Annotated in this window: 25 protein-coding genes and 1 tRNA gene; 10 read left to right on the forward strand and 16 right to left on the reverse strand. The window is 63.8% G+C overall.

Annotated features, from left to right (window positions below):
* Positions 1 to 265 precede the first annotated feature (265 nt).
* Together BMI91_RS14715 and BMI91_RS14720 are read right to left on the reverse strand one after the other, a co-directional pair.
* A complete protein-coding gene (locus tag BMI91_RS14715; protein WP_078605651.1) occupies positions 266 to 1,666 on the reverse strand; it encodes a surface lipoprotein assembly modifier in 1,401 nt (466 codons plus the stop codon).
* A gap of 76 nt (positions 1,667 to 1,742) precedes the next feature.
* Positions 1,743 to 1,940: a hypothetical protein gene (locus BMI91_RS14720; protein ID WP_078520909.1), complete on the reverse strand. Its 198-nt coding sequence runs from the start codon at positions 1,938 to 1,940 to the stop codon at positions 1,743 to 1,745.
* 215 nt (positions 1,941 to 2,155) lie between these two features.
* On the opposite strand from BMI91_RS14720, the gene BMI91_RS14725 reads away from it, so the two are divergent.
* The gene (locus BMI91_RS14725; RefSeq protein WP_078520910.1) at positions 2,156 to 2,911 is read left to right on the forward strand and encodes a Crp/Fnr family transcriptional regulator; all 756 of its coding nucleotides are present in this window, start codon (positions 2,156 to 2,158) and stop codon (positions 2,909 to 2,911) included.
* Positions 2,912 to 2,917: 6 nt separating this feature from the next.
* Here BMI91_RS14725 and BMI91_RS14730 read toward each other — a convergent pair whose 3' ends face one another.
* On the reverse strand, positions 2,918 to 3,580 hold the full coding sequence (locus BMI91_RS14730; RefSeq protein ID WP_158522172.1) for a Crp/Fnr family transcriptional regulator: 663 nt from the start codon (positions 3,578 to 3,580) through the stop codon (positions 2,918 to 2,920).
* 280 nt (positions 3,581 to 3,860) lie between these two features.
* Positions 3,861 to 4,400 (reverse strand): Hint domain-containing protein, encoded by a 540-nt coding sequence (locus tag BMI91_RS14735; RefSeq protein WP_158522173.1) that lies wholly within the window; start codon positions 4,398 to 4,400, stop codon positions 3,861 to 3,863.
* A gap of 173 nt (positions 4,401 to 4,573) precedes the next feature.
* Between BMI91_RS14735 and BMI91_RS14740 the strand changes: the two genes are divergently transcribed.
* The 3 genes from BMI91_RS14740 to tig all read left to right on the forward strand — a co-directional run bounded on the left by BMI91_RS14740 (position 4,574) and on the right by tig (position 7,531).
* Positions 4,574 to 4,657: transfer RNA gene (locus BMI91_RS14740), tRNA-Leu, on the forward strand.
* A 62-nt stretch (positions 4,658 to 4,719) separates the two neighbouring features.
* Positions 4,720 to 5,709 (forward strand): hypothetical protein, encoded by a 990-nt coding sequence (locus tag BMI91_RS14745; protein ID WP_158522174.1) that lies wholly within the window; start codon positions 4,720 to 4,722, stop codon positions 5,707 to 5,709.
* Between the two features lie 493 nt (positions 5,710 to 6,202).
* Positions 6,203 to 7,531, forward strand: a complete 1,329-nt coding sequence (tig, locus tag BMI91_RS14750; RefSeq protein ID WP_078601255.1) for a trigger factor — start codon at positions 6,203 to 6,205, stop codon at positions 7,529 to 7,531.
* 97 nt (positions 7,532 to 7,628) lie between these two features.
* Here the strand turns inward: tig and BMI91_RS14755 are convergent, their stop codons facing one another.
* The 6 genes from BMI91_RS14755 to BMI91_RS14780 form a co-directional block, all read right to left on the reverse strand.
* Positions 7,629 to 7,919, reverse strand: coding sequence for a hypothetical protein (locus BMI91_RS14755; RefSeq protein ID WP_078601254.1), 291 nt, complete (start codon positions 7,917 to 7,919; stop codon positions 7,629 to 7,631).
* An 86-nt stretch (positions 7,920 to 8,005) separates the two neighbouring features.
* Entirely contained in the window at positions 8,006 to 9,169 is a 1,164-nt protein-coding gene (locus tag BMI91_RS14760; RefSeq protein ID WP_078601253.1) for a YihY/virulence factor BrkB family protein, read from the reverse strand.
* A gap of 209 nt (positions 9,170 to 9,378) precedes the next feature.
* On the reverse strand, positions 9,379 to 10,002 hold the full coding sequence (rplI, locus tag BMI91_RS14765) for a 50S ribosomal protein L9 (protein WP_078520923.1): 624 nt from the start codon (positions 10,000 to 10,002) through the stop codon (positions 9,379 to 9,381).
* A gap of 12 nt (positions 10,003 to 10,014) precedes the next feature.
* Complete coding sequence (rpsR, locus tag BMI91_RS14770) at positions 10,015 to 10,239, reverse strand: 30S ribosomal protein S18 (protein ID WP_038073027.1); 225 nt, start codon at positions 10,237 to 10,239, stop codon at positions 10,015 to 10,017.
* Between the two features lie 22 nt (positions 10,240 to 10,261).
* Positions 10,262 to 10,615 (reverse strand): 30S ribosomal protein S6, encoded by a 354-nt coding sequence (gene rpsF / locus BMI91_RS14775; RefSeq protein WP_078520924.1) that lies wholly within the window; start codon positions 10,613 to 10,615, stop codon positions 10,262 to 10,264.
* A 204-nt stretch (positions 10,616 to 10,819) separates the two neighbouring features.
* Positions 10,820 to 11,662, reverse strand: coding sequence for a DUF1223 domain-containing protein (locus BMI91_RS14780; RefSeq protein WP_244176651.1), 843 nt, complete (start codon positions 11,660 to 11,662; stop codon positions 10,820 to 10,822).
* 307 nt (positions 11,663 to 11,969) lie between these two features.
* On the opposite strand from BMI91_RS14780, the gene acnA reads away from it, so the two are divergent.
* The 3 genes from acnA to BMI91_RS14795 all read left to right on the forward strand — a co-directional run bounded on the left by acnA (position 11,970) and on the right by BMI91_RS14795 (position 16,191).
* Positions 11,970 to 14,720 carry an aconitate hydratase AcnA gene (gene acnA, locus BMI91_RS14785; protein WP_078605661.1) on the forward strand — a complete coding sequence of 917 codons (2,751 nt, stop codon included), beginning with the start codon at positions 11,970 to 11,972 and terminating at the stop codon, positions 14,718 to 14,720.
* Between the two features lie 105 nt (positions 14,721 to 14,825).
* The gene (locus BMI91_RS14790; protein ID WP_244176652.1) at positions 14,826 to 15,287 is read left to right on the forward strand and encodes a TM2 domain-containing protein; all 462 of its coding nucleotides are present in this window, start codon (positions 14,826 to 14,828) and stop codon (positions 15,285 to 15,287) included.
* A gap of 292 nt (positions 15,288 to 15,579) precedes the next feature.
* Positions 15,580 to 16,191, forward strand: coding sequence for a thioredoxin family protein (locus BMI91_RS14795; RefSeq protein WP_078605664.1), 612 nt, complete (start codon positions 15,580 to 15,582; stop codon positions 16,189 to 16,191).
* A gap of 63 nt (positions 16,192 to 16,254) precedes the next feature.
* Here BMI91_RS14795 and BMI91_RS14800 read toward each other — a convergent pair whose 3' ends face one another.
* On the reverse strand, positions 16,255 to 16,461 hold the full coding sequence (locus BMI91_RS14800) for a cold-shock protein (protein WP_078520927.1): 207 nt from the start codon (positions 16,459 to 16,461) through the stop codon (positions 16,255 to 16,257).
* A gap of 327 nt (positions 16,462 to 16,788) precedes the next feature.
* On the opposite strand from BMI91_RS14800, the gene BMI91_RS14805 reads away from it, so the two are divergent.
* The gene (locus BMI91_RS14805; RefSeq protein WP_078605667.1) at positions 16,789 to 17,607 is read left to right on the forward strand and encodes an alpha/beta fold hydrolase; all 819 of its coding nucleotides are present in this window, start codon (positions 16,789 to 16,791) and stop codon (positions 17,605 to 17,607) included.
* A gap of 111 nt (positions 17,608 to 17,718) precedes the next feature.
* Positions 17,719 to 18,303, forward strand: a complete 585-nt coding sequence (locus tag BMI91_RS14810) for an ImuA family protein (protein ID WP_078605670.1) — start codon at positions 17,719 to 17,721, stop codon at positions 18,301 to 18,303.
* Positions 18,304 to 18,312: 9 nt separating this feature from the next.
* Here BMI91_RS14810 and BMI91_RS14815 read toward each other — a convergent pair whose 3' ends face one another.
* The 4 genes from BMI91_RS14815 to BMI91_RS14830 all read right to left on the reverse strand — a co-directional run bounded on the left by BMI91_RS14815 (position 18,313) and on the right by BMI91_RS14830 (position 21,130).
* Entirely contained in the window at positions 18,313 to 19,104 is a 792-nt protein-coding gene (locus tag BMI91_RS14815; protein ID WP_078601250.1) for a DUF6969 family protein, read from the reverse strand.
* Between the two features lie 69 nt (positions 19,105 to 19,173).
* Positions 19,174 to 19,926, reverse strand: a complete 753-nt coding sequence (locus BMI91_RS14820; protein ID WP_078520931.1) for a protein tyrosine phosphatase family protein — start codon at positions 19,924 to 19,926, stop codon at positions 19,174 to 19,176.
* Positions 19,927 to 19,967: 41 nt separating this feature from the next.
* Positions 19,968 to 20,618: a DUF6691 family protein gene (locus BMI91_RS14825; protein WP_078540567.1), complete on the reverse strand. Its 651-nt coding sequence runs from the start codon at positions 20,616 to 20,618 to the stop codon at positions 19,968 to 19,970.
* On the reverse strand, positions 20,615 to 21,130 hold the full coding sequence (locus BMI91_RS14830) for a YeeE/YedE thiosulfate transporter family protein (RefSeq protein ID WP_078540566.1): 516 nt from the start codon (positions 21,128 to 21,130) through the stop codon (positions 20,615 to 20,617). Before BMI91_RS14830 ends, BMI91_RS14825 begins: the two co-directional genes overlap by 4 nt.
* A 154-nt stretch (positions 21,131 to 21,284) precedes the next feature.
* Between BMI91_RS14830 and BMI91_RS14835 the strand changes: the two genes are divergently transcribed.
* A complete protein-coding gene (locus BMI91_RS14835) occupies positions 21,285 to 22,175 on the forward strand; it encodes a serine hydrolase domain-containing protein (protein ID WP_244176653.1) in 891 nt (296 codons plus the stop codon).
* 278 nt (positions 22,176 to 22,453) lie between these two features.
* Here the strand turns inward: BMI91_RS14835 and BMI91_RS14840 are convergent, their stop codons facing one another.
* Complete coding sequence (locus tag BMI91_RS14840; protein WP_078549977.1) at positions 22,454 to 24,064, reverse strand: FMN-binding glutamate synthase family protein; 1,611 nt, start codon at positions 24,062 to 24,064, stop codon at positions 22,454 to 22,456.
* Between the last annotated feature and the right edge of the window lie 6 nt (positions 24,065 to 24,070).

Raw genomic sequence — 24,070 nt, forward strand, 5'->3', positions numbered from 1 at the left:
ATATGAGCGAACCGATGACCCCTCAGGCACCTGCCCTCCCGTCATCCGCCGCGTCCCCACGTCAAATGGCGTCCAGTCAGGAAATAGAGATTTATCCCTCTGATTTCACTGCGAATTTACTGTTAGCCACGGCTCACATTCCCGTGAGCACTTCGTGATTCGCATTGATGTGTGTCAACGAAATCGAGAGGAGATGGGCAGCGTGACCACTTAGTCGCAGAAATCGCAATATTTACAGATGAAAGCCCCAAACCGGGGCGCGAGGTCAGAAATTCGACCGCAGTCCGAGCCGCAATTTCACCTGCGAGCTGTCGTAGAAATCGACATTGGAGCGGGTCTCTTCGCCCTCCAGCCGCAGGGTCGGCGAGATGCCGTAGAATTCGAGCTTCGGGAACCCGAATTGCAGCGCCAGCCGCCCGCGCGTGTCGCGCCGTGCGCCGGGTCCGTAAAGCGTCGCGTCATAATCGCGTCGCTCCAGTTCCAGCGCCGCGCCGACGGTGACGGTCCCGGCCAGCGGCTTGGCGAAATCGTAAGACACGCCCGCAAGCATCGCCCGATGATCGATCTCGACCGCCTCCGAAGACGCGTCGCGCAGGGCAAAGGACAGCCCCAGCCGATCCCCTCCCTCAAGCCGCCGGTGATGGCTCAGGCTCGCGGTGACGACATTCGCCGAGTTGCGGAAACTGTCGAGGCGCAACTGCCGTTCGCCAGAGAGCGTCACCTGCGTCAGCGAACGCCGCGGATCGCCCCACTGCGCGCTGCCCGAAACCCGCAGATAGTCGCTCAGGTCGTCGCCGCCATACCAGTTCTTGCCCACGAGGAGATCGAGGCGATAGCGCAACGGCGCATCGGCCGGGCTGAGCGCCTGCCCCAGCGTCGCCTCGACCGCGTTGAACGCGTAATCCGAGCCACGCGCATCGGGCACCGTGTCCTTCGCATCGCCCGACAGGACCACCTGTTTGGTGTAGCTCTGCGCCCCGAAACTCGCGGGCAACTCCCCAAACCCTGCGAATTTGTAGCGCGCCTTCAGCGACAGCGAAATCTCGTAGCCCGACAGCGCCTTCGCATCGGGATTGAGCGTGAAGTCGATACCGCCGATATCGACGGTATCCGCGAGACTGCCATTGTTGACATTGCTCGACGCGCCCGCGTCGAAATTCACCGAGAAGCTCCACGGATTAGCCGCGGACAGGACGCGATAGTCCCGCACGCTCGACGCGCGCACCGCATCACTGGGCGCCATTTCGATCGCGCGGCGTTGCCAGAGCTGGGCTGCGAACGGATGCCCGAGATCGTAGCTCGCCGCCGCCATCTCGACCGCGCTGACATATTTTTCCTGCTGCGTCCGGGCCTGCGCATTGGCGCGGGTGGCCGCCGCCTTCGCCCCTGCCGCGTCGCCCTGCCCCCGCAGCGCCCGCGCCAGCACGACAAGCGCGCCCACATCGTCTGGATTGCGCGCCAAGCGCGCGCGCGCCGCTGCCTCCGCCGCGGGCCAATCGCCCGACCGCAGCACCTGCAGCAGCGCCGCGTCGGTGATAGCACCAGCGACGGGAGCCTCCGCGACTGCGGGACCGGGCCCCAAGACAAGCAGCAGAGCCATCGCCCCGCCGCACAGAAAACGCCAGGCGCGCCGCAGTTTGCGCCCGTCGATATGGCCTTCGGTCATTGTCACCCCTTTGAGGTCGCGCGCCCCAGACAATGCGGGCGGCGAGATGCATCAGCCCCTCGCCGCCCGTGTCAGATTATTGCGACGCTTGCTCGCGCGAGCGATCCTGGTCTTGCGTGTTGGTGTGGGTGCCCGAGGTGTCCGTGGTGGCGGTCGAAGTGCCCGCCGGAGCGGTCATCGCCTCATCGGTCATGTCGGAAGCTGCCGGACCGGTCATCGTCTCGCAGCCAGCCAGAGCCGCAGTCACGCCAAGAATGATAAGCAGGTTTTTCATCTGTCTCTCCTTTGTTGCAAGATATTTTACCGTGACTGTTCAGCGTGATTCTTTGATGCCGATCAACGTGCTACCAGTGCCGCGCGATTTTTCCTGCAACTTCATGATGAGAGGCGCAGAAAAGAGCGGCACAATCCCGGATTCTCGACCTCGTAGCTCTCGCATCCCGGTCTGACCCGGACTAGAATCCTTCCCGCGACAGGGAGAGGAGACGCATGAACGAGCATCCGAAATCCGGACAGCCGGTCGAGATCGAGGGCGTGGTGGCGCAGGGCAAATTGCAGCGCCTGCTCGACGTACTCCCGGAGGATTTGCGCAGCGAGATGATGCCGCTCTGGCAAAGCATTCGCTTTTCGCCGGGCGATGTGCTGATCGAAGACGGCGAGGTCGCGGACCGGATTGGCTTCGTGACCGACGGGTTTCTCGCGATGTCGAAAACCCTGCAGGACCGGCACCGCCACATCATCGGGCTGATCACGCCGTCGGACATGTTCGGGCGCGCCTTCAACGGCCCCTCCGGCTACCGGATCGAGGCGCTCAGCGACGGGGCGGTTCTGACCTGCGACCGGCAGAAATTCGAAGCGATCATCGCCCGCTCGCATGAGGCGGAGCGGCTGTTCCTGCTGAGCATTCTCGACGAGCTCGACGCCGCGCGCGAGTGGGTGATGGTGCTGGGCAGCTCGAAAGTCGTCGAGCGGCTCGCCTCGCTCCTGATCATCCTGAGCCGCCACAAATACCGGACCCTGGAAGGCACCGCGCATGCGCCCATCCAGCTGAATCTGCATATCCATATCAAGCGGGTCGATATAGCGCATCTGTTGGGCACCTCGCCGGAATCGCTGAGCCGGGCGTTTCACCAGCTCGAGCGCACGGGCGCGATCCGGATCGTCACGCCTTACGATGTCGAGCTCGCCAATCTGGAGAGGCTTATCGAAATCTCGGGAAATTCGCTGGAGATGCGCGACGAGTGAGCGCGCTCACTGGTGCAGGATCTCCTCCAGGCCTTCGGACAGGGCCTCGAGGTCGTTCAGGCGGAATTGCCTAGCGTTCAGGATATCGATCAGCCCGTCTTTCTGGAACTGATGCAGCGAGCGGCTGACCGTCTCCTGCGTCGTGGCGATGAGATCGGCGATGTCCTGACGCGGCAGCAGCATCGTCAACACGCCACCCCCGTCAGGCAGGGCTTTCCAAGGCATGATACTGGGCGCCAGCAGCAGCAGCGCGCGCAGTCGGCTCGCAGGCCCATAGGCGCCCAGTAGCAAGCTCAACCGCCGCGCTTTCTCGGTCCAGTTTTCCGCCTGATGACAAAGGGCCCGGCGCAATTCGGGCTCCTGCTCGATCAGCTGAGCGAAATTCGCCGACTCGAACAGGCAAAGTCTGGTGTCGATCACGGCTTCGATCGCGGTGTCCCGCGTGCCCCGGATGATCTGACCGATGCTGTCGCCCGGAACGACGAGCCCGGTGATCTTGCGACGCCCCGCGAGCGAATGGCTCTGCATCCGCAACATGCCGCTCTGAACCAGCGCGATGTGGTGGCAGGAGACATCTTCCTCGCAAAGCCGGTCATTGGCCGCGACGGAGATCGTGCGCGCCCGTTGCGCGACCCGGGCGAGGGTTCGATCCGAGAGGGATCCGCACACGCCATGGTTACGTCCAGCGCAACCCGCGCAATGCAAGATCGCCTCTGCATTTCGCAAAGGTGCCGTCATCAAAATCTCCGAACAGATTTAACCACGCGTTTCGCAGCGAAACTGCGTACTCGTCCCCTAGTGCATAATAAGACTATGCAAATGACATATCATCCTGTCAACACAAGCGCGTGATCAGGTGCGTTTATGTCAAATCACTATCGCAGATGTGACGAGACGACGCCTCGCAACCCTCTGAGACTTATGAAAATTGTCGGGAATTCCGCGTCGATCAGGCGTCGACGCTTGCCACTGCGGCGGCCATTTCCACACCGTCGACATAGATCACTTCGGGCGTCTCGAATTCCAGCACGAAGAGCCGCGCGCGGCCCTGACCCAGCGTGACATAGTGGCCGTCGACGACAGATTGTGCGGGCAGAAGCGCCTCGCGCTTGCCGTAGATCACCTGCACCCGCCAGTCGCGCATCATCAGTTGCGCGCCCTGCGCAATCAGCAGCGGCGCCCCGGGCCGGTCATGGCCAAGCGCGCCGGGCGAGATGCGGATCAGCGCGCCTACATAGTCGCCCGCCCGCAACGCCTTGAGTTTGCATGTCCCGCTGCGCGTCACGATCCGGTCGCCGGGTTCGAGAAACTCGATCGGGATGGCCCCGTCGAGCGTGTAGACCCGCGCCCCGGCGGCGATCCCCGCGCTGAGATCCGGCTTCGGCTTGCGCGCCTCGGTTGGCGATACGCGCTCTGTCACGTTCGGGCCAGCCGAGCCCGGCAATGCGTGGCGTGGATTGGATTCGATGATCTGGCGGAGCATGGCCATGCCATCCCCCCGCCCTGGTGCCTGTCCCATGGCGATACCTGCTCTTGCCTACTCGTAACTTCGGCGTCTGACGCGCCTTTGGGTACAGGCTAACCTTCACCATCTCGTTAAGACGAGCAAAATCGCATCTTCCTCTTTCCGAGCCCGCAGGCTGTTGCTATTACGCCCCTGATGCGGGTGTGGCGGAACTGGTAGACGCACCAGATTTAGGTTCTGGCGCCTTTGGCGTGGGGGTTCGAGTCCCTTCACCCGCACCACTCCCCACTTGCGGAATATCACAAGATACCCTCGCCTTATCACGCGAGCGTGCTAATTTCGGATGGCTGCGCGGGCCTGCTACGCCCCCGCTTTGGTGACCGAAAGCGTGGGAGGCGTGATGGTCGAAGGCCCGCAAATGCCGCCCCGGCGGCCTGTCGAAGACGCGCCGGAGTTCGGCTCGCGCTCCCCCAATTCCAGCAACGCGCTCAGCCGCGACGCGATTGCGGCCAATCCGAATTTCTTCGCCACACAGAAGGCGGTGGCGACGATGCTGCTCGACGTGCAGGCGCAGACGCCGCGGATCGCGCGGCACATGGCCTCGCATCGGCGCTGGCTCGTCAGCCAGACCAGCTTCGCGCTGGCGATGCAGGCGAAGACGGGGCCGGACGCGCCGGAGCTGACGCCGGGCCGGCTTCTCGCGGCGCTGACGCCCCATGTCGAGATCAACCGCAAGACTTTGAGCCAGTATCTGGGCGAGATGGAGGTGCATGGCCTGCTCGCCCCGCCGAGCGAGCCCAAAGGCGACGGGCGCTTGCGCCCTGTCACCACCACGCTCATCGCCGAACAGGGGATGCGGCGCTGGTGCGAGGGGCATCTGCATTGCCTCGACATGCTCGACGGTGGCGCGCGGCTGGCCGCAGCGCGCAACGATCCTGATCTTCCCTTCGCGATGCAGCGGCACATGGTCGAGATCATCCGCGCCGATCCCGAATGGCGCGCGCCGCCGCCCTCGATGGCGCATTTCCTCGGCTCCGACACTGGCGGCATCCTGCTCCATGCGCTGATCCGCATGCTCACCGACCTGCGCGAGACCGACGGGCGCATCTATCTCGAACCGGTCAGCATTGCCGCTCTGGCGGAGCAATTCCTGATCTCGGTCTCGAAGATCAAGCGCATGGTCCAGAAGGCCGAAGAGGCGGGCAACCTTGGATGGGAATTGCCGCGCAGGCGGGGCCGGCTCTGGCTCTCGCCCGGGTTCGTGCGCGATCACTTCCGCAGGCAGGCGGTGAAGTTCGAATGCGTCGAGCGCGGCTGGCGCGCCGTCGCGTGAAGTCGTATTTTTCGACCACAGCACGGGCCGCAAAAAGGCGATCTGTCCGAAAATGACCGCTGAGTTTCAAACACTTCCGGCTTAGAGTGGACCTTCAGGGAGATCGTGACGTCTTCGCTTGGGCTCCGCAAACAAGGGGGCGGATCCGCCGAAGCGGAGAGAGATCGCGACAGCGCGCCCGTTGGGTGCAATCCCGGATTCGCGGCCGGGGCGACCATTGTGGGGTGGTGCGTCCCGGCTGCATCTTCCTCCCGATCTGCCGCAGCCGCGCGCCGCACCTTGCACCGCTTTGTCAGCGCCCGCCCTACCCGCTCCCGATCCTGTGTTCCCGGCATCTCCTCGCACGCGCCCGCCCGCGCGCGTATTTCACCGCCCGGAGGCCGCCCCGCAGCCCCTTTTCGCCTTGCCACCATGGCTGAGGCTCAATAGAAGGACGCCTGAAATTCGAGAACCGGCCGCGATCCGCGCGGCGCCCAGAGACAAAGGACAAACCATGCAGGTCACCGAGACCCAGAACGACGGCCTCAAGCGCGGCTACGAGATCACCATCACCGCCAAGGAACTCGACGAGAAGGTCACCGCGAAGCTTTCCGAAGCGCAGCCCGAGATCGAGATGAAGGGCTTCCGCAAGGGTAAGGTTCCGATGGCGATGCTGCGCAAGCAATTCGGCCCGCGCATCCTTGGCGAAGCGATGCAGGAATCGGTCGACGGCGCGATGAGCGAGCATTTCGAGAAAACCGGCGACCGCCCCGCGATGCAGCCGAAGATCGAGATGAAAGACGGCGAAGACTGGAAAGAGGGTGACGACGTGGTCGTGACCGTCGAGTACGAAGCGCTGCCGGAAATCCCGGATGTTGATCTGTCGGGCGTCAAGCTCGAGCGTCTGGTCGTGAAGGCCAACGAGGGCGAAGTGAACGAAGCGCTGGAAAGCCTCGCCGCGACCGCCAAGAACTTCGAGACCAAAGAAGGCAAGGCCGAGAACGGCGATCAGGTCGTGATCGACTTCGAAGGCTTCGTCGACGGTGAAGCGTTCGAAGGCGGCAAGGGCGAAGGCTACCCGCTGGAAGTCGGTTCGGGTTCGTTCATCCCGGGCTTCGAAGAGCAACTCGTCGGCGCGAAAGCCGGTGACGACGTCGAAGTGACCGTGACCTTCCCGACCGAATACGGTGCGGAGCATCTCGCGGGCAAGGAAGCGCTGTTCAAGTGCAAGGTCCACGAAGTGAAGGCGCCCAAGGCTGCCGAGATCGACGACGAGATGGCCAAGCAGTTCGGCGCCGAAGACCTCGCCGCGCTGAAAGCGCAGGTCGCAGAGCGTCTGGAAGCCGAGTATCAGGGCGCTGCACGTCAGGTGATGAAGCGTGGCCTGCTCGACCAGCTCGACGATCAGGTGAAGTTCGACCTGCCCCCCTCGCTCGTGGAAGCCGAGGCCAAGCAGATCGCGCACCAGCTCTATCACGAAGAGAACCCGGACGATCACGGCCATGACCACGGCGAGATCGAAACCACCGACGAGCACAACACCCTCGCCGAGCGCCGCGTGCGCCTTGGCCTGCTGCTCGCCGAAATCGGTCGCAAGCAGGAGATCGAGGTCTCCGACGCCGAGATGACCCAGGCGATCATGAACCAGGCACGTCAGTACCCGGGTCAGGAGCGCGCCTTCTTCGAATTCGTGCAGCAGAACCCGCAGATGCAGCAGCAGCTGCGCGCGCCGCTCTTCGAAGACAAGGTCGTCGATTACATCGCTGGCGAAGCCAAGGTGGACGACAAGGAAGTCACCAAGGAAGAGCTGCAGAAAGAGATCGAGAAGCTCGACGAGCTGTGATCTTCGGGCGCTCAGCCCAGTAATTGCGAAGGCCGCCTCTCGGGGCGGCCTTTTGCGTTCGCGGAAGGGATGTGGCGCGACTTGAGCCTACCCCGGCTCACTCCGCGGACGGTACTTTCAGGAATTTCGCGTTCGGGATCAGCGAGGGCAGATCGGTCGCGGTCGCCACCTCGCGCAACTTCTGGGCAGCACGATCCACCTGCAGGGACGCCGTGCGATCCGCCGCCGGATTGGCCGGTGCGACCCGGTCGTAAATCGCGGTGCGCAGCACCTCGCCCGCCGATGCGAGCCGGTCGCGCGCGCCTTCGGGATCATGCAGGTACAGAAGTCCGCCCGTCACGAGGATCGTGTGGGTCAGCGCGAAGTGCAGGATCGAAAACAGCCGCATGGCAGGGCCTCGTCAGGGTTGCTTGCCCGGACAGGATTCCCTGTAAAAACGGCGATTTTGAGGCTCGTTCGCGCGCCCTGCCGCGCTCAGCGCTTGCGCGCGGGCGCAGGCGCCACCGCGTCTGCCACCACGGCGTTCCGCGCGCCCAAGGGGCGCGGGTCTCCGATGGTGCTGTCCTGCGCGGTCTGATGCTCGGCCTCGGAATTGATCTCGGCCCCCAGAAGCACCGCCGTCGTCGAGAGCCAGATCCACATCATCAGCACCACCACCGCGCCGATCGAGCCATAGGTGCTCGAGTAATTCGCGAAGTTCGACGTGTAGAACGAGAAGCCCGCCGAGACGATCAGCAGCAGGATCGACGCCGCAATCGCCCCCGGCACCACCCAGATCCAGCGCGGCGCGTTGCGGGCGGGCGCGTAGCGATAGAGCAGCATCAGCATCCCCATCAGCACCAGCGCCATCACCGGCCAGCGCCCCCAGCGCAGCACCGCATCCAGCGCCCCACCCATCGGGATGTAGTCGAGCATCACGGGCAGCACGGCGGCGACGAGGATCAGTGCGCAGACCATGACAATCCCGGTGATCGTCATGCCCAGCCCAAAAGCGTTGAGCTGCACGAAGCTGCGCCGCTCCTTTTCGCCATAGGCCACGTTGAGCGCGCCGATCATCGCTTTCGCACCCCCATTGGCCGACCAGAGCGCCAGCAGGATGCCGAAGATCGAGGCCAGCCCGAGCGCGTTTGAACTGGACCCGATCAACTGCTCCAATTGGTTGCGGATCAGCGTCAGCGCTTCGGGAGGAATGACGTTCTTGAGCGCGTCGAGGTCCTGCAGCATGGTCTGGCGATCCGCGAAAATGCCGTAGATCGAGACGGTGGCGGTCAGGGCCGGGAACAGGGCGAGCAGCGCGTAGAAGGTCACGCCCGCGGCGACGGCCAGCACGCGGTCCTCGTCGATCTGACCGTAAGCGCGCTTGGCGATGGCCTTCCAGCCTGCGCGGGGGATATCGAACGGGCTTTCCGCCTGACGTCCCAGCGCGCGGTCGGCGGGCCGGTCATAGCGGTCGGTGCGGGTCGCGGGAACATGGCGGGCGCTGCGACCTTCCGTGGGCCCGTGGATCGCGGCCTGTCGATCGTCCTGATAGCGCCGCCACATGAGATAGACGCCGAAGCCCAGAAGCCCCGCCTGCACGAGCCGGTCGCGTCGGCTCGATGCGTCGTCGCGTGGGCCCTGCCCCGATCGTTTCGTCATGCATGTCCCCTGTTTTCAAAGCCCTGAGGGCCATTTAGGGGCCAACGCCGGATTGCGGCACGCGGTTCCGGGGTCTGCGCCGCGCGTCGCGGCCCGACTATGTCATTAGACATATTTCAGCAGAACTACCCTGACAGGCAAGCATGAAAAAACCGCGCCCCGGAAGGCGCGGTTCTCTGTCTTTCGGACTGAAAGGTCGTAGCGACCGATCAGGCGTTGTTTTCGTCTTCGGCCGACTCGGGGGTGGCAACGGGGCCGCCCTCGTCGTCGTCGGAGGTCGCGCCGCCGATATCGTCGAACAGTTCGGCGATCTCGAATTCGGCTGCAGCCTCTTCCTCGGCCGCCACGTCCTGGATCGACTTGCCCGACGCTTGCAGTTCGGCCTCTTCGGGCGAACGAGCGACGTTGAGCTGGATCTCGGCGACGACTTCGGGGTGCAGGTGCACTTCGACGTCATGCAGACCGAGAACCTTGATCGGCTGGCGGATGATGACCTGCTTGCGGTCAACCGAGAAACCCTGCTCGGAGGCGATGTTCGCCGCGTCGCGGGTGGTGACCGAACCGTAGAGGTTGCCGCCGTCCGAAGCCGAACGGATCACGACGAAGGTCTCGCCGTCGATCTTCGACGCCAGAGCTTCGGCTTCTTTCTTGGTTTCGAGGTTGCGGGCCTCGAGCTGCGCTTTGCGCTCTTCGAAGCTCTTGATGTTGGATTCGTTGGCGCGCAGTGCCTTGCCTTGCGGCAGCAGGTAGTTACGGCCGAAGCCGTCCTTGACGGTGACGACGTCACCCATCTGGCCGAGCTTGGCCACGCGTTCGAGAAGGATCACTTCCATCGGTCGGTCTCCTTATTTCACGGCGTAGGGGAGCAGGGCGAGGAAGCGGGCGCGCTTGATCGCGCGGGCCAGTTCACGCTGCTTCTTCGCCGAAACGGCGGTGATGCGGGCGGGGACGATCTTGCCGCGCTCAGAGATGTAGCGCTGCAGAAGACGGGTGTCCTTGTAGTCGATCTTCGGCGCGTTCTCACCCGAGAACGGGCAGACCTTACGACGGCGGAAAAACGGTTTTGCCATGGTGTCTACTCCTGTCTACCGATCAACGGCGCTCGCGACGGTTGTCGCGTTCGTCACGTTTCTGCATCTGGACCGAGGGGCCCTCTTCGTGCTCGTCGACCTTGATGGTCAGGACGCGCATCACGTCGTCATGCAGACGGGCCAGACGCTCCATTTCCTGCACGGCTGCCGACGGGGCGTCGGTGCGCAGGTAGGCGTAGTGGCCCTTGCGGTTCTTGTTGATCTTGTAGGCCATGGTCTTCACGCCCCAGTATTCGGAATCGACGACTTTGCCGCCGTTGTCCGACAGGACCGTGGAGAAATGTTCGACAAGGCCTTCGGCCTGCGCGTTGGACAGATCCTGACGCGCGATGAGGACATGCTCGTAAAGCGGCATGCGAACTCCTGTATTTCGAGGCGGCTTCAAAGTTGGGCGTCTGACACTTCCGCAACCCAACACGAGAGGCTCCGCCGGTTCATAGCAAACGCGGAAGATGCGGCCTTATACGGGATGCGCGTCTGGATGCAAGGAAAAATCAGGGTACCGAAGGGACGGTTGCGCCCTGCCCTGACGGGCTCGGCGCAGCTCGATCCGCCCCGGTCAGTCCAGCTGACCTGCGGCGAGGATCGGCCCGGGCAGCGGGCCGTTCTTGCTGGGGCGGGATTCCTGAACGATCACCACGGCGGGCGCGTCCCCGTCGAGATCGACCGAGAGCGTCACCGGCGCGCGCCCGTCCCATTCGGCGATGCCGGTCAGGCTGGTGACGATGTTCTTGTAGGTCACCGTGCGCCCGGCATTCTCGCCGCGCAGGATGTCGACCGTGGCGGAGGGCTTGTAGCGCACGAGCTGCACCATCGCGGGCGTCTCCAGCTTATCGACCGGGCTCAGCGCGATCTCGTAATGATCGCCCTCTCCCGTGATCTTCAGATCGACCTCGGGATGGGCGTCGCTCTCGCGTGCGATGGCGGTATCGAGCGCCGCTTCCTGCGGCCCGATCAGGGCCTCACGGCCCGCGATGATCATCTGCGGGGTGTAGACCGTGCGCTCGCCCGCGGCGATCGCATAGGATTTCTGGCGGGCGGAAAACTCAGGCTTTCCAAAGGGATCCTTCCAGCCGAGATAGTCCCAGTAATCGACATGCAGCGCCAGCGCGATCACATCGTCCCGATCCGTGAGCTCCTTCAAGAGCGCATCCGCCGGCGGGCAGGACGAACAGCCCTGCGAGGTATAAAGCTCGACCACGACCGGGTCGTGCTCGCCTTCGGTGTCGGGATCGGGCGCCACGGGGTTCGGCTTCGCGGGGGTGTCGGATTTCTCGGAGGCCATCTGGTCGAGAAGCGCCTCGGAGGCGTTGAGACGCATCCCGGGCGGCGCGTCGGCTGCCCCTTGGGCAGACGCAAATTCCGCAAAGCTTACCAGCCCTGCGGCGAAAGCAGCTCCCATCGCGGTCAAACGTCCTGCGCGCACTCGAAAAACACTCCTCACTTCGCCGTCTTTATACCTAGCGTTTCTGCTCAGACCATGCCTAATCAATGTTTTGAGAGATTTCTTTCTGTCCGGGCGCGCGAAACGATATATGTCCAACGTATACGGCCCATGCGCGGTTCAAGATGACGCTGGGTCGCTCCAGTCGCGTGTTTTTGTGTGCAATGGTATACTAAAAATGCCCCGACCCTCTTGAACGGATCGCGCGCTTGGGGCAAACACACGCCAGCGACACCCTTAGGACCCTTGAAGGGAGGCCATTCTCATGCCCATCGTTACCGGTAAGGATACCGCAAAGACCCGCCGCGAACTCAGCGTCGGTTCGAAAACCTATGCTTATTACTCGATCCCCGCCGCCACCGAGGCTGGCCTGGGTGATTTCTCGAAGCTGCCCGCCTCGCTGAAGGTGGTTCTGGAGAACCTCCTGCGGTTCGAGGATAACGGCTTCACGATCTCGACCGACGACATCAAGGCTTTCGGCGAATGGGCCGAGCAAGGCGGCAAGAACCCGCGCGAGATCGCTTACCGCCCCGCCCGCGTGCTGATGCAGGACTTCACCGGCGTTCCGGCCGTGGTCGACCTCGCGGCAATGCGTGACGGCATCAAGGGTCTTGGCGGCGACGCACAGAAGATCAACCCGCTCGTGCCCGTCGACCTCGTGATCGACCACTCGGTGATGATCGACGAATTCGGCAACCCGCGCGCGTTCCAGATGAACGTCGACCGCGAATACGAGCGCAACATCGAGCGCTACAAGTTCCTCAAGTGGGGCCAGACCGCGTTCGAGAACTTCCGCGTGGTTCCGCCGGGCACCGGCATCTGCCACCAGGTGAACCTCGAATATCTCGCCCAGACCGTCTGGACCGACAAGGATCAGGACGGCACCGAAGTCGCCTATCCCGACACGCTCGTGGGCACCGACAGCCACACCACCATGGTCAACGGCGCGGCCGTTCTCGGCTGGGGCGTGGGCGGTATCGAAGCTGAAGCCGGCATGCTCGGCCAGCCGATCTCGATGCTGATCCCGGAAGTCGTGGGCTTCAAGCTGACCGGCGCCATGGTCGAAGGCACCACCGGCACCGACCTCGTGCTGAAAGTCGTCGAAATGCTCCGCGCCCATGGCGTGGTCGGCAAGTTCGTCGAATTCTACGGCGACGGCCTCGACAACCTGCCGCTGGCTCAGCGCGCGACCATCGCCAACATGGCGCCCGAATACGGTGCGACCTGTGGCTTCTTCCCGGTCGATGAGGAAACCCTGCGCTATCTCGAGCAGACGGGCCGCGAGAAGGACCGCATCGCGCTGGTCGAAGCCTATGCCAAGGAAAACGGCATGTGGCGCGACGCGGATTACGCGCCGGTCTACTCCTCGACGCTCGAACTGGACATGAACACCATCGTTCCGGCGATCTCGGGTCCGAAGCGTCCGCAGGACTATGTTGCGCTGACCAACGCCGCCGACGCGTTCGAAGGCGTGGTTGCCGATTACCGTGGCATCGACATCTCGTCGGAAGCCAAGAACATGGCCGCCGAAGGCCCGATCGCGACCAAATCGGTCACCATCGGCAAGACCGCCAAGGTCGAAGGTGAAGATTACGAGTTGCGCGACGGTTCGGTGGTGATCGCCTCGATCACGTCCTGCACCAACACCTCGAACCCCTACGTGCTGATCGGCGCGGGTCTCGTGGCGCGGAAAGCGCGCGAACTGGGCCTGAACCGCAAGCCGTGGGTGAAGACCTCGCTGGCGCCTGGCTCGCAGGTCGTGTCGGAATATCTGGAAGCCGCTGGCCTTCAGGAAGATCTCGACGCGGTGGGCTTCAACCTCGTGGGTTACGGCTGCACCACCTGTATCGGTAACTCGGGGCCGCTCCAGCCGGAAATCTCGAAGGCGATCAACGACAACGACCTGATCGCGACCTCGGTGCTCTCGGGCAACCGGAACTTCGAAGGCCGGATCTCGCCCGACGTGCGCGCCAACTACCTCGCGTCCCCGCCCCTCGTGGTGGCCTACGCGCTGGCAGGCGACATGAACATCGATCTGTCGAGCGACCCGATCGCCCAGACGCCGGACGGCAAGGACGTCTACCTGAAAGACATCTGGCCCTCGGACAAGGAGATCGCCGATCTCGTCGAGAAGGTCGTCACCCGCGAGAAGTTCATCGAGAAATACGCCGATGTCTTCAAAGGCGACGAGAAGTGGCAGGGCGTGGAAGTCGAAGGCGGCGAAACCTATGACTGGCCGCCGCAGTCGACCTACATCCAGAACCCGCCCTACTTCAAAGGCATGTCGCCGGAAGCCGGCACGATCTCGAACATCTCGGGCGCGGGTATCCTCGCGGTGCTGGGCGATTTCGTGACCACCGACCACATCTCGCCGGCGGGTTCGTTCAAGCCCGACACCCCGGCCGGGAAATACCTGGTCGAGCGTCAGGTCGCACCGAAGGACTTCAACAGCTACGGTTCGCGCCGTGGTAACCACGAAGTCATGATGCGCGGCACCTTCGCCAACATCCGCATCAAGAACGAGATGCTGGACGGCGTCGAAGGCGGCTTCACCAAGGGCCCCGATGGCGAGCAGACCTCGATTTTCGACGCGGCGATGGCCTATGAGAAAGCCGGCAAGCCGCTGGTGATCTTCGGTGGCGAGCAATACGGCGCAGGCTCCTCGCGCGACTGGGCGGCGAAGGGCACCAACCTGCTCGGCGTCAAGGCCGTGATCGCGGAGAGCTTCGAGCGCATCCACCGCTCGAACCTCGTCGGCTTCGGCGTGATCCCCTTCGAGTTCACCGAAGGCCAGACCCGCAAGGATCTGAACCTGACCGGTGAGGAAGAGGTCTCGATCGAAGGTCTCGAAGGCGAAATCAAGCCGCAGTCGATCGTGCCCTGCACCATCACCTACAAGGACGGCACCACCAAGGAGATCAAGCTCAAGAGCCGGATCGATACCGCGGTGGAGATCGAATACCTCAAGAACGGCGGCGTGCTGCACTACGTGCTGCGCAACCTCGCCAAAGCCTGAGGCTGACGGTCACGAGATTGGAAAAGGCCCCGCGAGCGCGGGGCCTTTTTCGTTTGGTGAACAAGTTTTGGCGAACCGTCCGTTCGGCAAGCATTGCAAGGCGCAATGAACCCGCGCGACTACTTTTCCCAGACCAAAATAAACTTAAGTTCTTTTTCTCGCCTTGCTTTCACCCTGAAGTCTTCACGAAACCTTGAGATTCAACCTCTAGAGGCAATTTTTGAGGACATCATGGCTCTGACAACTGAACAACAAATTCTTATTGAACAACGCATTGCGAATGACGCGAAATCCCCCGTCGTTGCGTATCTTCTCTGGTTTTTCCTAGGAATGCTCGGCGCGCATCGTTTCTACCTTGGCAAGACCGGAACTGGGGTCGCTCAGCTTATTCTGTGCATTCTCGGCTGGCTAACGCTCGTCGTCTATGTCGGCATATTTCTCCTGCTCGCGCTAGGCGTGTGGGTTCTTGTCGATGCGTTCCTAATCCCCTCGATCATCACGCAGTCGCGCGAAAAGATGCGCATGCAGCTCGGCGGCACGATGGCTCCGGCCATTCCGACTGTCTGAACGCATTCGAAGAAATCCAAGGCCCCGCCGAGTGCGGGGTCTTTTTTGTTGCGGGTCAGGCGATTGCGAGCCGCCCGGGCGGCCAGCCCGGGCCGCGCCCGACCCTCCCCCCGGGAGGGCGCATTGGCGACGTCATCGCGGGCACAACCTACATTCGGGCATGCGAGATAAAGGGCCCGGTCACATGCGGAGCGAAGCCCCCACCCGAGGTCGGGCACGGCCCTCAGCGCGTAATTCCCGCCAAACCCACCGCCTGTGCTATACTCGGCCTCTCACAAGGGAGGACGACGCGATGAACAGACGCGAGATGTTGGCCCTGACAGTCGGGGCGATGACAGTGGGAGGTGCGTTGGGAGGCCCGCGGCCCGTGCAGGCCGAGGCGGTGATGGGCGATGGCGGGCTCTATCAGCAGCCCTTCTTCCACGAGGGCTTTCTCGATCTGGGAGAGGATCTTCAGGAGGCCGCCGATCAGGGCAAGGGGCTTCTGGTGCTCTTCGAGCAGCGCGGCTGCCCCTATTGCCGCGAGATGCATCTGGTGAATTTCGCCAAGCCCGAGATCACCGGGCTGATCGAGAAGAGCTACATGGTCGTGCAGCTCGATCTCTGGGGCGCGCGCGAGGTCACCGATTTCGACGGCGAGGCGCTGGAAGAGCGCGCGCTGGCGCAGAAATGGGCGGTGAACTTCACGCCGACGCAGGTGCTGATCCCGGCCGCGAATGCAGGCGCGCAATCCGTGCGCGAGGCGGAAGCCTTCAGAATGCCGGGCTATTTCAAGCCCTTCCACCATCTGTCGGGGCTCGAATACGTGGCGAGCGGCGCTTACGCCGATCAGCCGTTCCAGCGCTTCTTGCAGGACAAGTTCTCGGAACTCAGCGCGAAGGGCATCGACCCGGACGTCTGGTAAGGCCCAAATGAAAACGGCCCGTGCGATTGCACGGGCCGTCTCAAACCGTCACACGGGCTCAGCTTACGCGAGCGCGATGTTACCTGCCGACTGGCGGCCGTCACGGCCGGTTTCCAGATCGTAGGTCACTTTCTGACCGTCATCGAGACGCTGGATGCCAGCGCGCTCAACGGCGGAGATGTGAAGGAAGATGTCTTTGCCGCCATCGTTCGGTGCGATGAAGCCATAACCCTTGGTGCTATTGAACCATTTCACGGTGCCTTCGGCCATCGTGAGTCTCCTATTAAATTATGCTGCCTGCGAAATGCGTCAGCTCGGCGTAGTCAGTTCTTGAAAGCAAACTGAAGCCGTAAGGAGACAGTGCATCTGGGAATCAAACGTAGCGAGAGAATACATAAGGCGAACGGGCGCTAATTGCAATGATCAAAGCATCTGAGGGGGTTGCACGGCACCGCGATCGACGGAATTCGGCGCCCTCCAGCCGAGGCGTGAAAACATGCAAAAAATATATGAGATTTCGGACCTTTGCCCGCGTCGCCCGCGTTACTTCAGTGAACAGGTGAGATCTTCAAACGCTGAAGACGCAGGAGGACCCCCATGACAGCAGCCCCGCTCGGCCCCGGCCAACTCAACGCAATCGACCATGGCGGCTCGGGTCGGCCCGTGGTCCTGATCCACGGCTGGCCGCTCTCGGGCAAGGCGTGGGAAAAACAAGTCCCGGCGCTGATCGCTGCCGGTCATCGCGTCATCACCTATGACCGTCGCGGCTTCGGTCTGGCGGAAAAACCCACCGAAGGCTTCGATTACGACACGCTCGCCGCCGATCTCGATGCGATCCTCACCGCGATGGATTTGCATGACGTGACGCTGGTGGGCTTCTCGATGGGCGGCGGCGAGGTCGCGCGCTACATCCGCAACCATGGCGAGGACCGGCTGCGCGCCGCCGTCTTCGCCTCCGCCGTGACCCCTTGCCTGATGCAAAGCGATAACAATCCCGACGGCCCGCTGACCAAGGAAGCCGCGGGCGAGATGGAACAGGGCCTGCGCGACGGGCGCGAGGCGTTCTTCCCGCAATTCGTCGAGAATTTCTACAGCGTCGACGGAAATCTCAAAGCCTCTGCCGAGGAATGCGAACAGGCGGTGACCCTGTGCAACCAGTCCGACCAGGGCGCAGCACTTGGCTGCATGGAGGCGTTCGGCACCACCGATTTCCGGGAGGATTTGGAAGCGGTGCGCGTGCCCGTTCTGGTGATCCACGGCGACAGCGACGCGATCGTGCCGCTCGAAGGCTCCGGTGCGCGAACCTACCACGCGATCCCCGACAGCCAGTTCTTCACGATCAAGGGCGCGCCGCATGGCTGCAACGTGACCCATTCGGAAGAGTTCAACATCGCGCTGCTCGAGTTCCTGCGGTAACGCCGCGCCGCTTTCGGCATTCTGTTTGCCCGGCCTGCGATCCCTTGCAGGCCGGGTTTCTCTTGCCTACAATGTTCATGTTTTGTTTCGTCCTGACCCGCTACCGCTCCGATGACCACGCCCCACCCGTTCCCCCTGCGCGAAGGCCGCACCCACGAGGTTTGTGGCATCGGCACCACGAGCTTTGCCTGCGCGGTCTGCGCCAGCACCACGGGGCCGATCCTCTGGGTGAACGAGCGCCATCGCCGCGAGGGGCTCAACCCGCGCGGGCTGGTGAGCTTCTTCGACCCGGCGCGGTTGCTTCTCGCACGTGGCAAGGACCAGACCGACACGCTCGCCGTGATGGAAGAGGCGCTGCGCGACGGCTCGGTGCCACTGGTGATCGGGGAGTTGCCGCGCGAGATCGGGCTGACGGCCGGGCGGCGACTGCAACTGGCCGCCAAGGAGGGCCGCGCGACGGGGCTGTGCCTGATCCTGCCCGATGGCGGCTCGAACGCGGCGGAGACGCGCTGGCACGCGATGCCGATCTACGACAAGCTGCTGCGCGAGGGGGTGGACTCGCCCCGGCTACGCTGGCGGCAGCTGAAGAACAAATCCGGCCCCTGCCGCGCCTGGGAGGTGGAATGGAACGCGAAGACGCGCGCGCCCGAGATCCTCTCGGTCAATGACTGCGCGCCCTCGAGCGTGCCGGTGTAGCCCCGCGCCTCAGAGGTCGAGCTTGTCCTCGATCGCGCCGATCTGGGCGACCGGATCGACGGGCCACTGGCTGATATTCTGCAAGCCGCGATCCTCCAGCACCTCGCTGCCCGGATGATCCGCCAGCCACGCCTCGATCTGCGCATCCCGCGCGCGCAGGAGCGCCGCGAATTGCGGACGGTAGAGCGTCACCATTCCGCTCAGCCACAGGTTCACCGCCCAGTTCGGATGCGCCAGTTCGATCGCGAAATGATCGAGCAGCCGGATCATGTCCTCGGCGCGGTAGAGGCATTCATCCGTTACCCAGCGATTGGTCGTGAAGATGCGGATCGCCCGGCCCTTCGCATCCACGCTGATCGCGCCGATATGGACGAAGCGCGCAGCTGCATCCTCGGGGATCTTCGCACCGGGCAGGTCCCACGGCTCCAGCCCCGGAATGATCCCTTCGGGGCGCATGAACAAGTGGAAATGCCCGTTCTCGCCCTCGGCCATCTCGCGCGCATCGTGGGCGTGGTAGAAATAATGGCAATGCGTCTCGGTATCGAAGACGTCGCCCTGCGGATAGCGCGACCAGACGAGGAAATCCCCCTGCCCGCGCAGCACTTCCGACACCACGCTCATCCCCGACTTCGCCAGCACCGTCTCGCATTCGAGCACGGTCTCGGCCGCGTCGTGCATCTCTTCCAGGCGCGCGCGGGGCAGCCCCTCTATCCCGGGATTGGCGATGCGCAGCGTGGGCGCGGGCGTCGCCGGGTTGGCGCTATCGGGTGACATCTCGGAGGGCGTTTCGGGTCGGGTCATCGGTCTCTCCTCATGCGAACGGGGCCAGCCTAGGCGCTGACCCCGTCCTTGTCATCGCGACATCTGCGCTCAGAGCGGCTCCATGCCGAGCATTTCACGCACAGCCGGTTCGCGCGAGGTCTTCAGACCGACCTGACGGCCTTCCTCGATGGCGATCTCGTTCGGCACGCCTTTCGACGCGCGATAGAGCGCCCACATCGCGCCGACCCGGTTCGAGCTCTCGCAATGCAGCAGGATCGGGTAGTTCGCCGGGTCTTCGACGATCTTCGCGAATTCGGCCACCTGTTCCTCGGTCGGCGCCTTGGTCGGCACGGAGATCTGGATGTAGTTCATCCCGGCCTTCTGCACGAGATCGCCCTCGTTCGGCGCGCCTTCGTCGGGCTTCAGCAGGCTCACGACGGTCTTGAAGCCGAGCATCTTGAGCATCGGAATGCCCGTCGGATCGATGAAGCCACCGGTGCCGACATAGGGCGTCGCGCGCAGATAGTTGTCGACGATCGGGGGCATCTTGTCGCCATAGGGCGCCTGGGTGGCCTTGACGGTGGTGTCATAGGGCCCGCTGGCCATCGGTGCCGCGTCGCTGCCCGCATCCGCGGCCTTGGCCGCCGAGGGCGCACAGGGGTTTGCCGCAGCCGGTGCGCAAGGGTTGGCGGCCGCCGGTGCGCAGGGGTTGGCCGGCGCACAGGGGTTCGTCACGGCCGGAGCGCAGGGGTTGGTCGCCTGCGCGCTGGAAGTGGCGGGAACGGCGGCGCTCATCGCGACCGCAGTCACCGGCACCATCGCGGCGCGCAGCAGGCTCTTGCGTTTCTTATGCAGTTTCATGGACTTTTTCCTCCCTAGAATTTCGTCCGTATTACAAACCGTTACCCGCGCGCATCTGCCGATGCCGACGTCAGGGCGAACTCGTCGGCCTCGTCATCCGGGGCGCAGACTTCTTCGGCGGTGAACGGACCGCCGCGCGACCGCTCGAGGATCGTGCCGAGGCGGAAGCCCACGGCGGCGATGATGATCAGCGCCAGCAGGATCACCCATTCCGGCAGCCCGAAGAGCTGCGGCAGGGTCTGTGCCGTCGGCCCCTGACCTGCGAGGTAGAAATCCTTGATCGGGTCGAAGACCCAGGCGAAGACCGAGGTGCCAAGCACCATGCCGATCGCGAAGACCACCGCGTCGATCCGGCCCGAAGCCACGCCGACCACGGAGGTGCCCGGGCAATAGCCGCCCACGGCAAAGCCCGCGCCGATGAAGACGCCGCCCAGCAGTATCGCCCAGAAGAAGAGCGTCGGGATGAAGACCGCAGCCGGGCCCATCCAGCCCATTGTCCGCAGCACGTAAAGCCCCACGGCGCAGACGATCACGGCGGTGAACATCACCTTGAAGACCGAAAAGTCGCGCAGGGTGAACTGCCCCGTCAGCTTGCGCGGAGAGCCGAAGCCCGCCGCCTCCAGCGCGTAGCCGAAGAGAATGCCCGACAGGAGGCCCGAGGCTATGCCGCTATCGTAAAGAGGGATGCTCATTGCCAGATCCTCCGCATCATCATGGAGACGGCGAAGCCCGCCGCGAAGAAGCCGATCAGGAAGACGAAGCCCGCCACGGCGAGCGTAGCACTACCCGACAGGCCCAGACCCGAGGTGCAGCCGCGCGCCAGACGCGCGCCGAAGCCCACGAGCGCGCCGCCAAGCAGCGCGTAGACGAGGCGATTGCCGCTCGTGGTGCGCGGGCCGCGCTCCACCTTGACCGAGATTCGGCCCGCGCCTTTCGCGCCGAGCCACGCACCGATCAGGACGCCGACCACTTCCCAGGTGATCCAGCTCAGAAGCGGGCTACCTGCCGCCATGAAAGGCCCGAAATAGGAATTGTCAGCGGTCGCCTGCGGGGCGACCCAGTCATTGGCCTGTGCCGCGAAGCGGGTCACGAAGCCGGATGCGCCGAGCCCATGCCCGGTCACGACGAAGGTCAACAGCAACGCCAGGCCGAGCGCGGTGCCGGCGGCGAGCGGTGACCAAAATGCTTTGGGTGCGTCTCTCATGAAAGCCTCCCTTCCTCCCATGATCATATTCATAGGTGATGATACAAAACGCCAAAGCCGTTTCAACTTTTTTCAGCGCCGCAATGCGGCAAATGACATACCATTGGAAAACGCCCTGCCCGCTCCATCTGAAAAATCATATAAAGACAAAGCTTTGACCCAAACCGCCACCGCCTTCACCGCGACGATCGACCGCGACGGCCGCTGCCAAACGGACCAGTCAGGGGCGCGGCTCTTTCCGTATTGGAGCTTCACCAAGCCCGTGATCGCGGCGCTGGCGCTGATGCTCGAGTCTGAGAAGCGGCTCGATCTGGACGCGCCGCTCGATCTGCCGGAGCTGGTTGCGGGGGGTACGCTAGCGCAGCTTCTGGAGCACAGCGCGGGCCTGCCCGATTACGGCACCCTGCCCGCCTATCACGCGGATGTAGCAGCGGGGCGCACGCCGTGGCCGCGCGATCTGCTCGTGGCCCGGACGCTCGCGCAGCCCGCGCCATTTCCGCCCGGCGAAGGGTGGCGCTATTCCAACCTCGGCTACATGCTCGCCCGCGAGGTGATCGAAGGCGCGGCAGGCCGGAGCCTCGCGGAACTGGTGCAAGAGCGGATCGCAGCGCCGCTGGGGCTGGAGAACGTCCGGCTCGCCCAAACGCCCGCTGATTTCGCGGCGCTTCACTGGCCCGAGGCGCGCGACTACCACCCCGGGTGGGTCTATCACCGCACGCTGATCGGCACGGCGGGCGATGCGGCGCGGCTATTGCACGGGCTGCGCGGGCTGCTGCCCAAAGCCGCATTCGCCCGCATGACCGCCTGCCGCGAATTGGGCGGCGCGTTGCCCGACCGCCCTTGGACGCGGCATGGTTACGGGCTGGGGCTGATGTGCGGCGACTGGGGCGACACCCGCGTCTTCGGCCATTCCGGCGCGGGGCCGTTCAGTTCCAACGCCGTCTATCACTGCCCCGAGACAGGCCGCACCGCCGCCGCCTTCACGCATGGTCCCTTCGAAGGACCGGCGGAACAAGTCGTGGCAAAGCTCGTGGCAGGGCGGTGAGGGCTGCGCCCGACTCTGGGTGGGCGCATGCGCTCCCTAGGTGGATTTCCGTTTATCGATCCACCTCTCCCCAACCTGCGTTCGCGCGGCGCCGGTGCAAATGCGCCCTCCCGGGGGGAGGGTCGGGCGCGGCCCGGGCTGGCCGCCCGGGCGCAGGCACGGTTTCACACGCGTTCTGACGCCTCGGGCACTCCCCTCATCGCAAGCAAGAGACGCCGCCAAAAAGAAAGGCGGCAACCTCCGTCGCCGCCTCTCCCAAGATACCGTGAAATCCGATCTCACACGCCGCTGTCGAAGGGCTCGAACGCCTCGGCGCGGGCACGCTTCCAGCGCTTGAGATAGCCGAAGCGGTCGTCATCCTCGCGCAGGAGGAACCCTTCGGGCATGTAGTGATAGATCTCGTCGCCCACTTTGAAATCGCGCTCGCGGTCGCGCACCAGCAGGTGATGCGGCAGGAACTGCCCCGGATGGGTGAGGCCCGCAGCCCCCGTCATCTCGGCCAGCGCCTTCATCGTGTTGCGGTGGAAATTGGCCACGCGGGTCGACTTTTCGGGCACCACCAGCGCGCGCTGACGGATCGGGTCCTGCGTGGTCACACCGGTCGGGCATTTGTTCGTGTGGCACGACTGCGCCTGAATGCAGCCGATCGAGAACATGAAGCCGCGCGCCGAGTTCGCCCAATCCGCCCCGATCGCCAGAACCTTGGCGATATGGAAGGCGGTCACGACCTTGCCCGAGGCCCCGATCTTCACCTGATCGCGCAGCCCCGCCCCGCGCAGCGTGTTGTGCACGAAGCTGAGACCTTCCACGAGCGGGAAGCCCATGTGGTTCGCGAATTCCAGAGGTGCGGCCCCGGTGCCGCCCTCCTTGCCATCGACCACGATGAAATCGGGGGTGATGCCGGTCTCCAGCATCGCCTTGACGATGCACATGAATTCGCGGCGGTGACCGACGCAAAGCTTGAAGCCCACCGGCTTGCCGCCCGACAGCTCGCGCAGCTGGCCGATGAATTCCATCATCTCCAGCGGGGTCGAGAAGGCCGAATGCGAGGCGGGCGAGATGCAGTCGCGATCCATCGGAATGTCGCGCGCCTCGGCGATCTCCGGGGTGATCTTGGCCGCAGGCAGCATGCCGCCATGGCCCGGCTTCGCACCCTGGCTCAGCTTCAGCTCGATCATCTTGACCTGAGGGTCCTGCGCGCGTTTGGCGAATTTCTCGGGGTTGAAGCTGCCATCATGGTTGCGACAGCCGAAATAGCCCGAGCCGACCTCATAGATCAGATCGCCGCCCTCACGGTGATAGCGCGAAATCCCGCCCTCGCCCGTGTCATGCGCGAAGCCGCCCATCTTCGCGCCCTTGTTGAGCGCCATGATCGCATTCGCCGACAGCGCCCCGAAAGACATGGCCGAGATATTGTAGATCGACGCCTTGTAGGGCTGCTTGCACGCCTCCCCGCCGATCTCGACGCGGAAATCGCTATCCTCGATATGGCGCGGCTTCACCGAATGGGTAATCCACTGATAGCCCGATTCCGAGACGCGGATACGGGTGCCGAAGGGTTTGGCATCCTCGATATCCTTGGCGCGCTGATAGACGATCGTGCGCGTCGCGCGGGAGAACGGAATGTCCTCGTCGTCCCCCTCGATCAGGTACTGGCGGATCTCGGGGCGGATTTCCTCGAAGAAGAACCGCAGATGGCCGAGGATCGGATAGTTTCGGGTGATCGCATGCTTGGTCTGGATCAGATCGTGGATCCCGACCAGCGTCAGGAAACCGAAGAGGATAGCGACGACCAGAAACCAATCGGTAAGGATCAAACCGGAAACTGCGGCGAGCGTCAGCAGAGCTGACAAGACGAGTGGTGAAAACCGTATAAAACGCGTGAACATGCCCCC

It is taken from the genome of Thioclava sediminum, from assembly GCF_002020355.1.
In the GTDB taxonomy this organism is placed as follows: Bacteria; Pseudomonadota; Alphaproteobacteria; order Rhodobacterales; family Rhodobacteraceae; genus Thioclava; species Thioclava sediminum.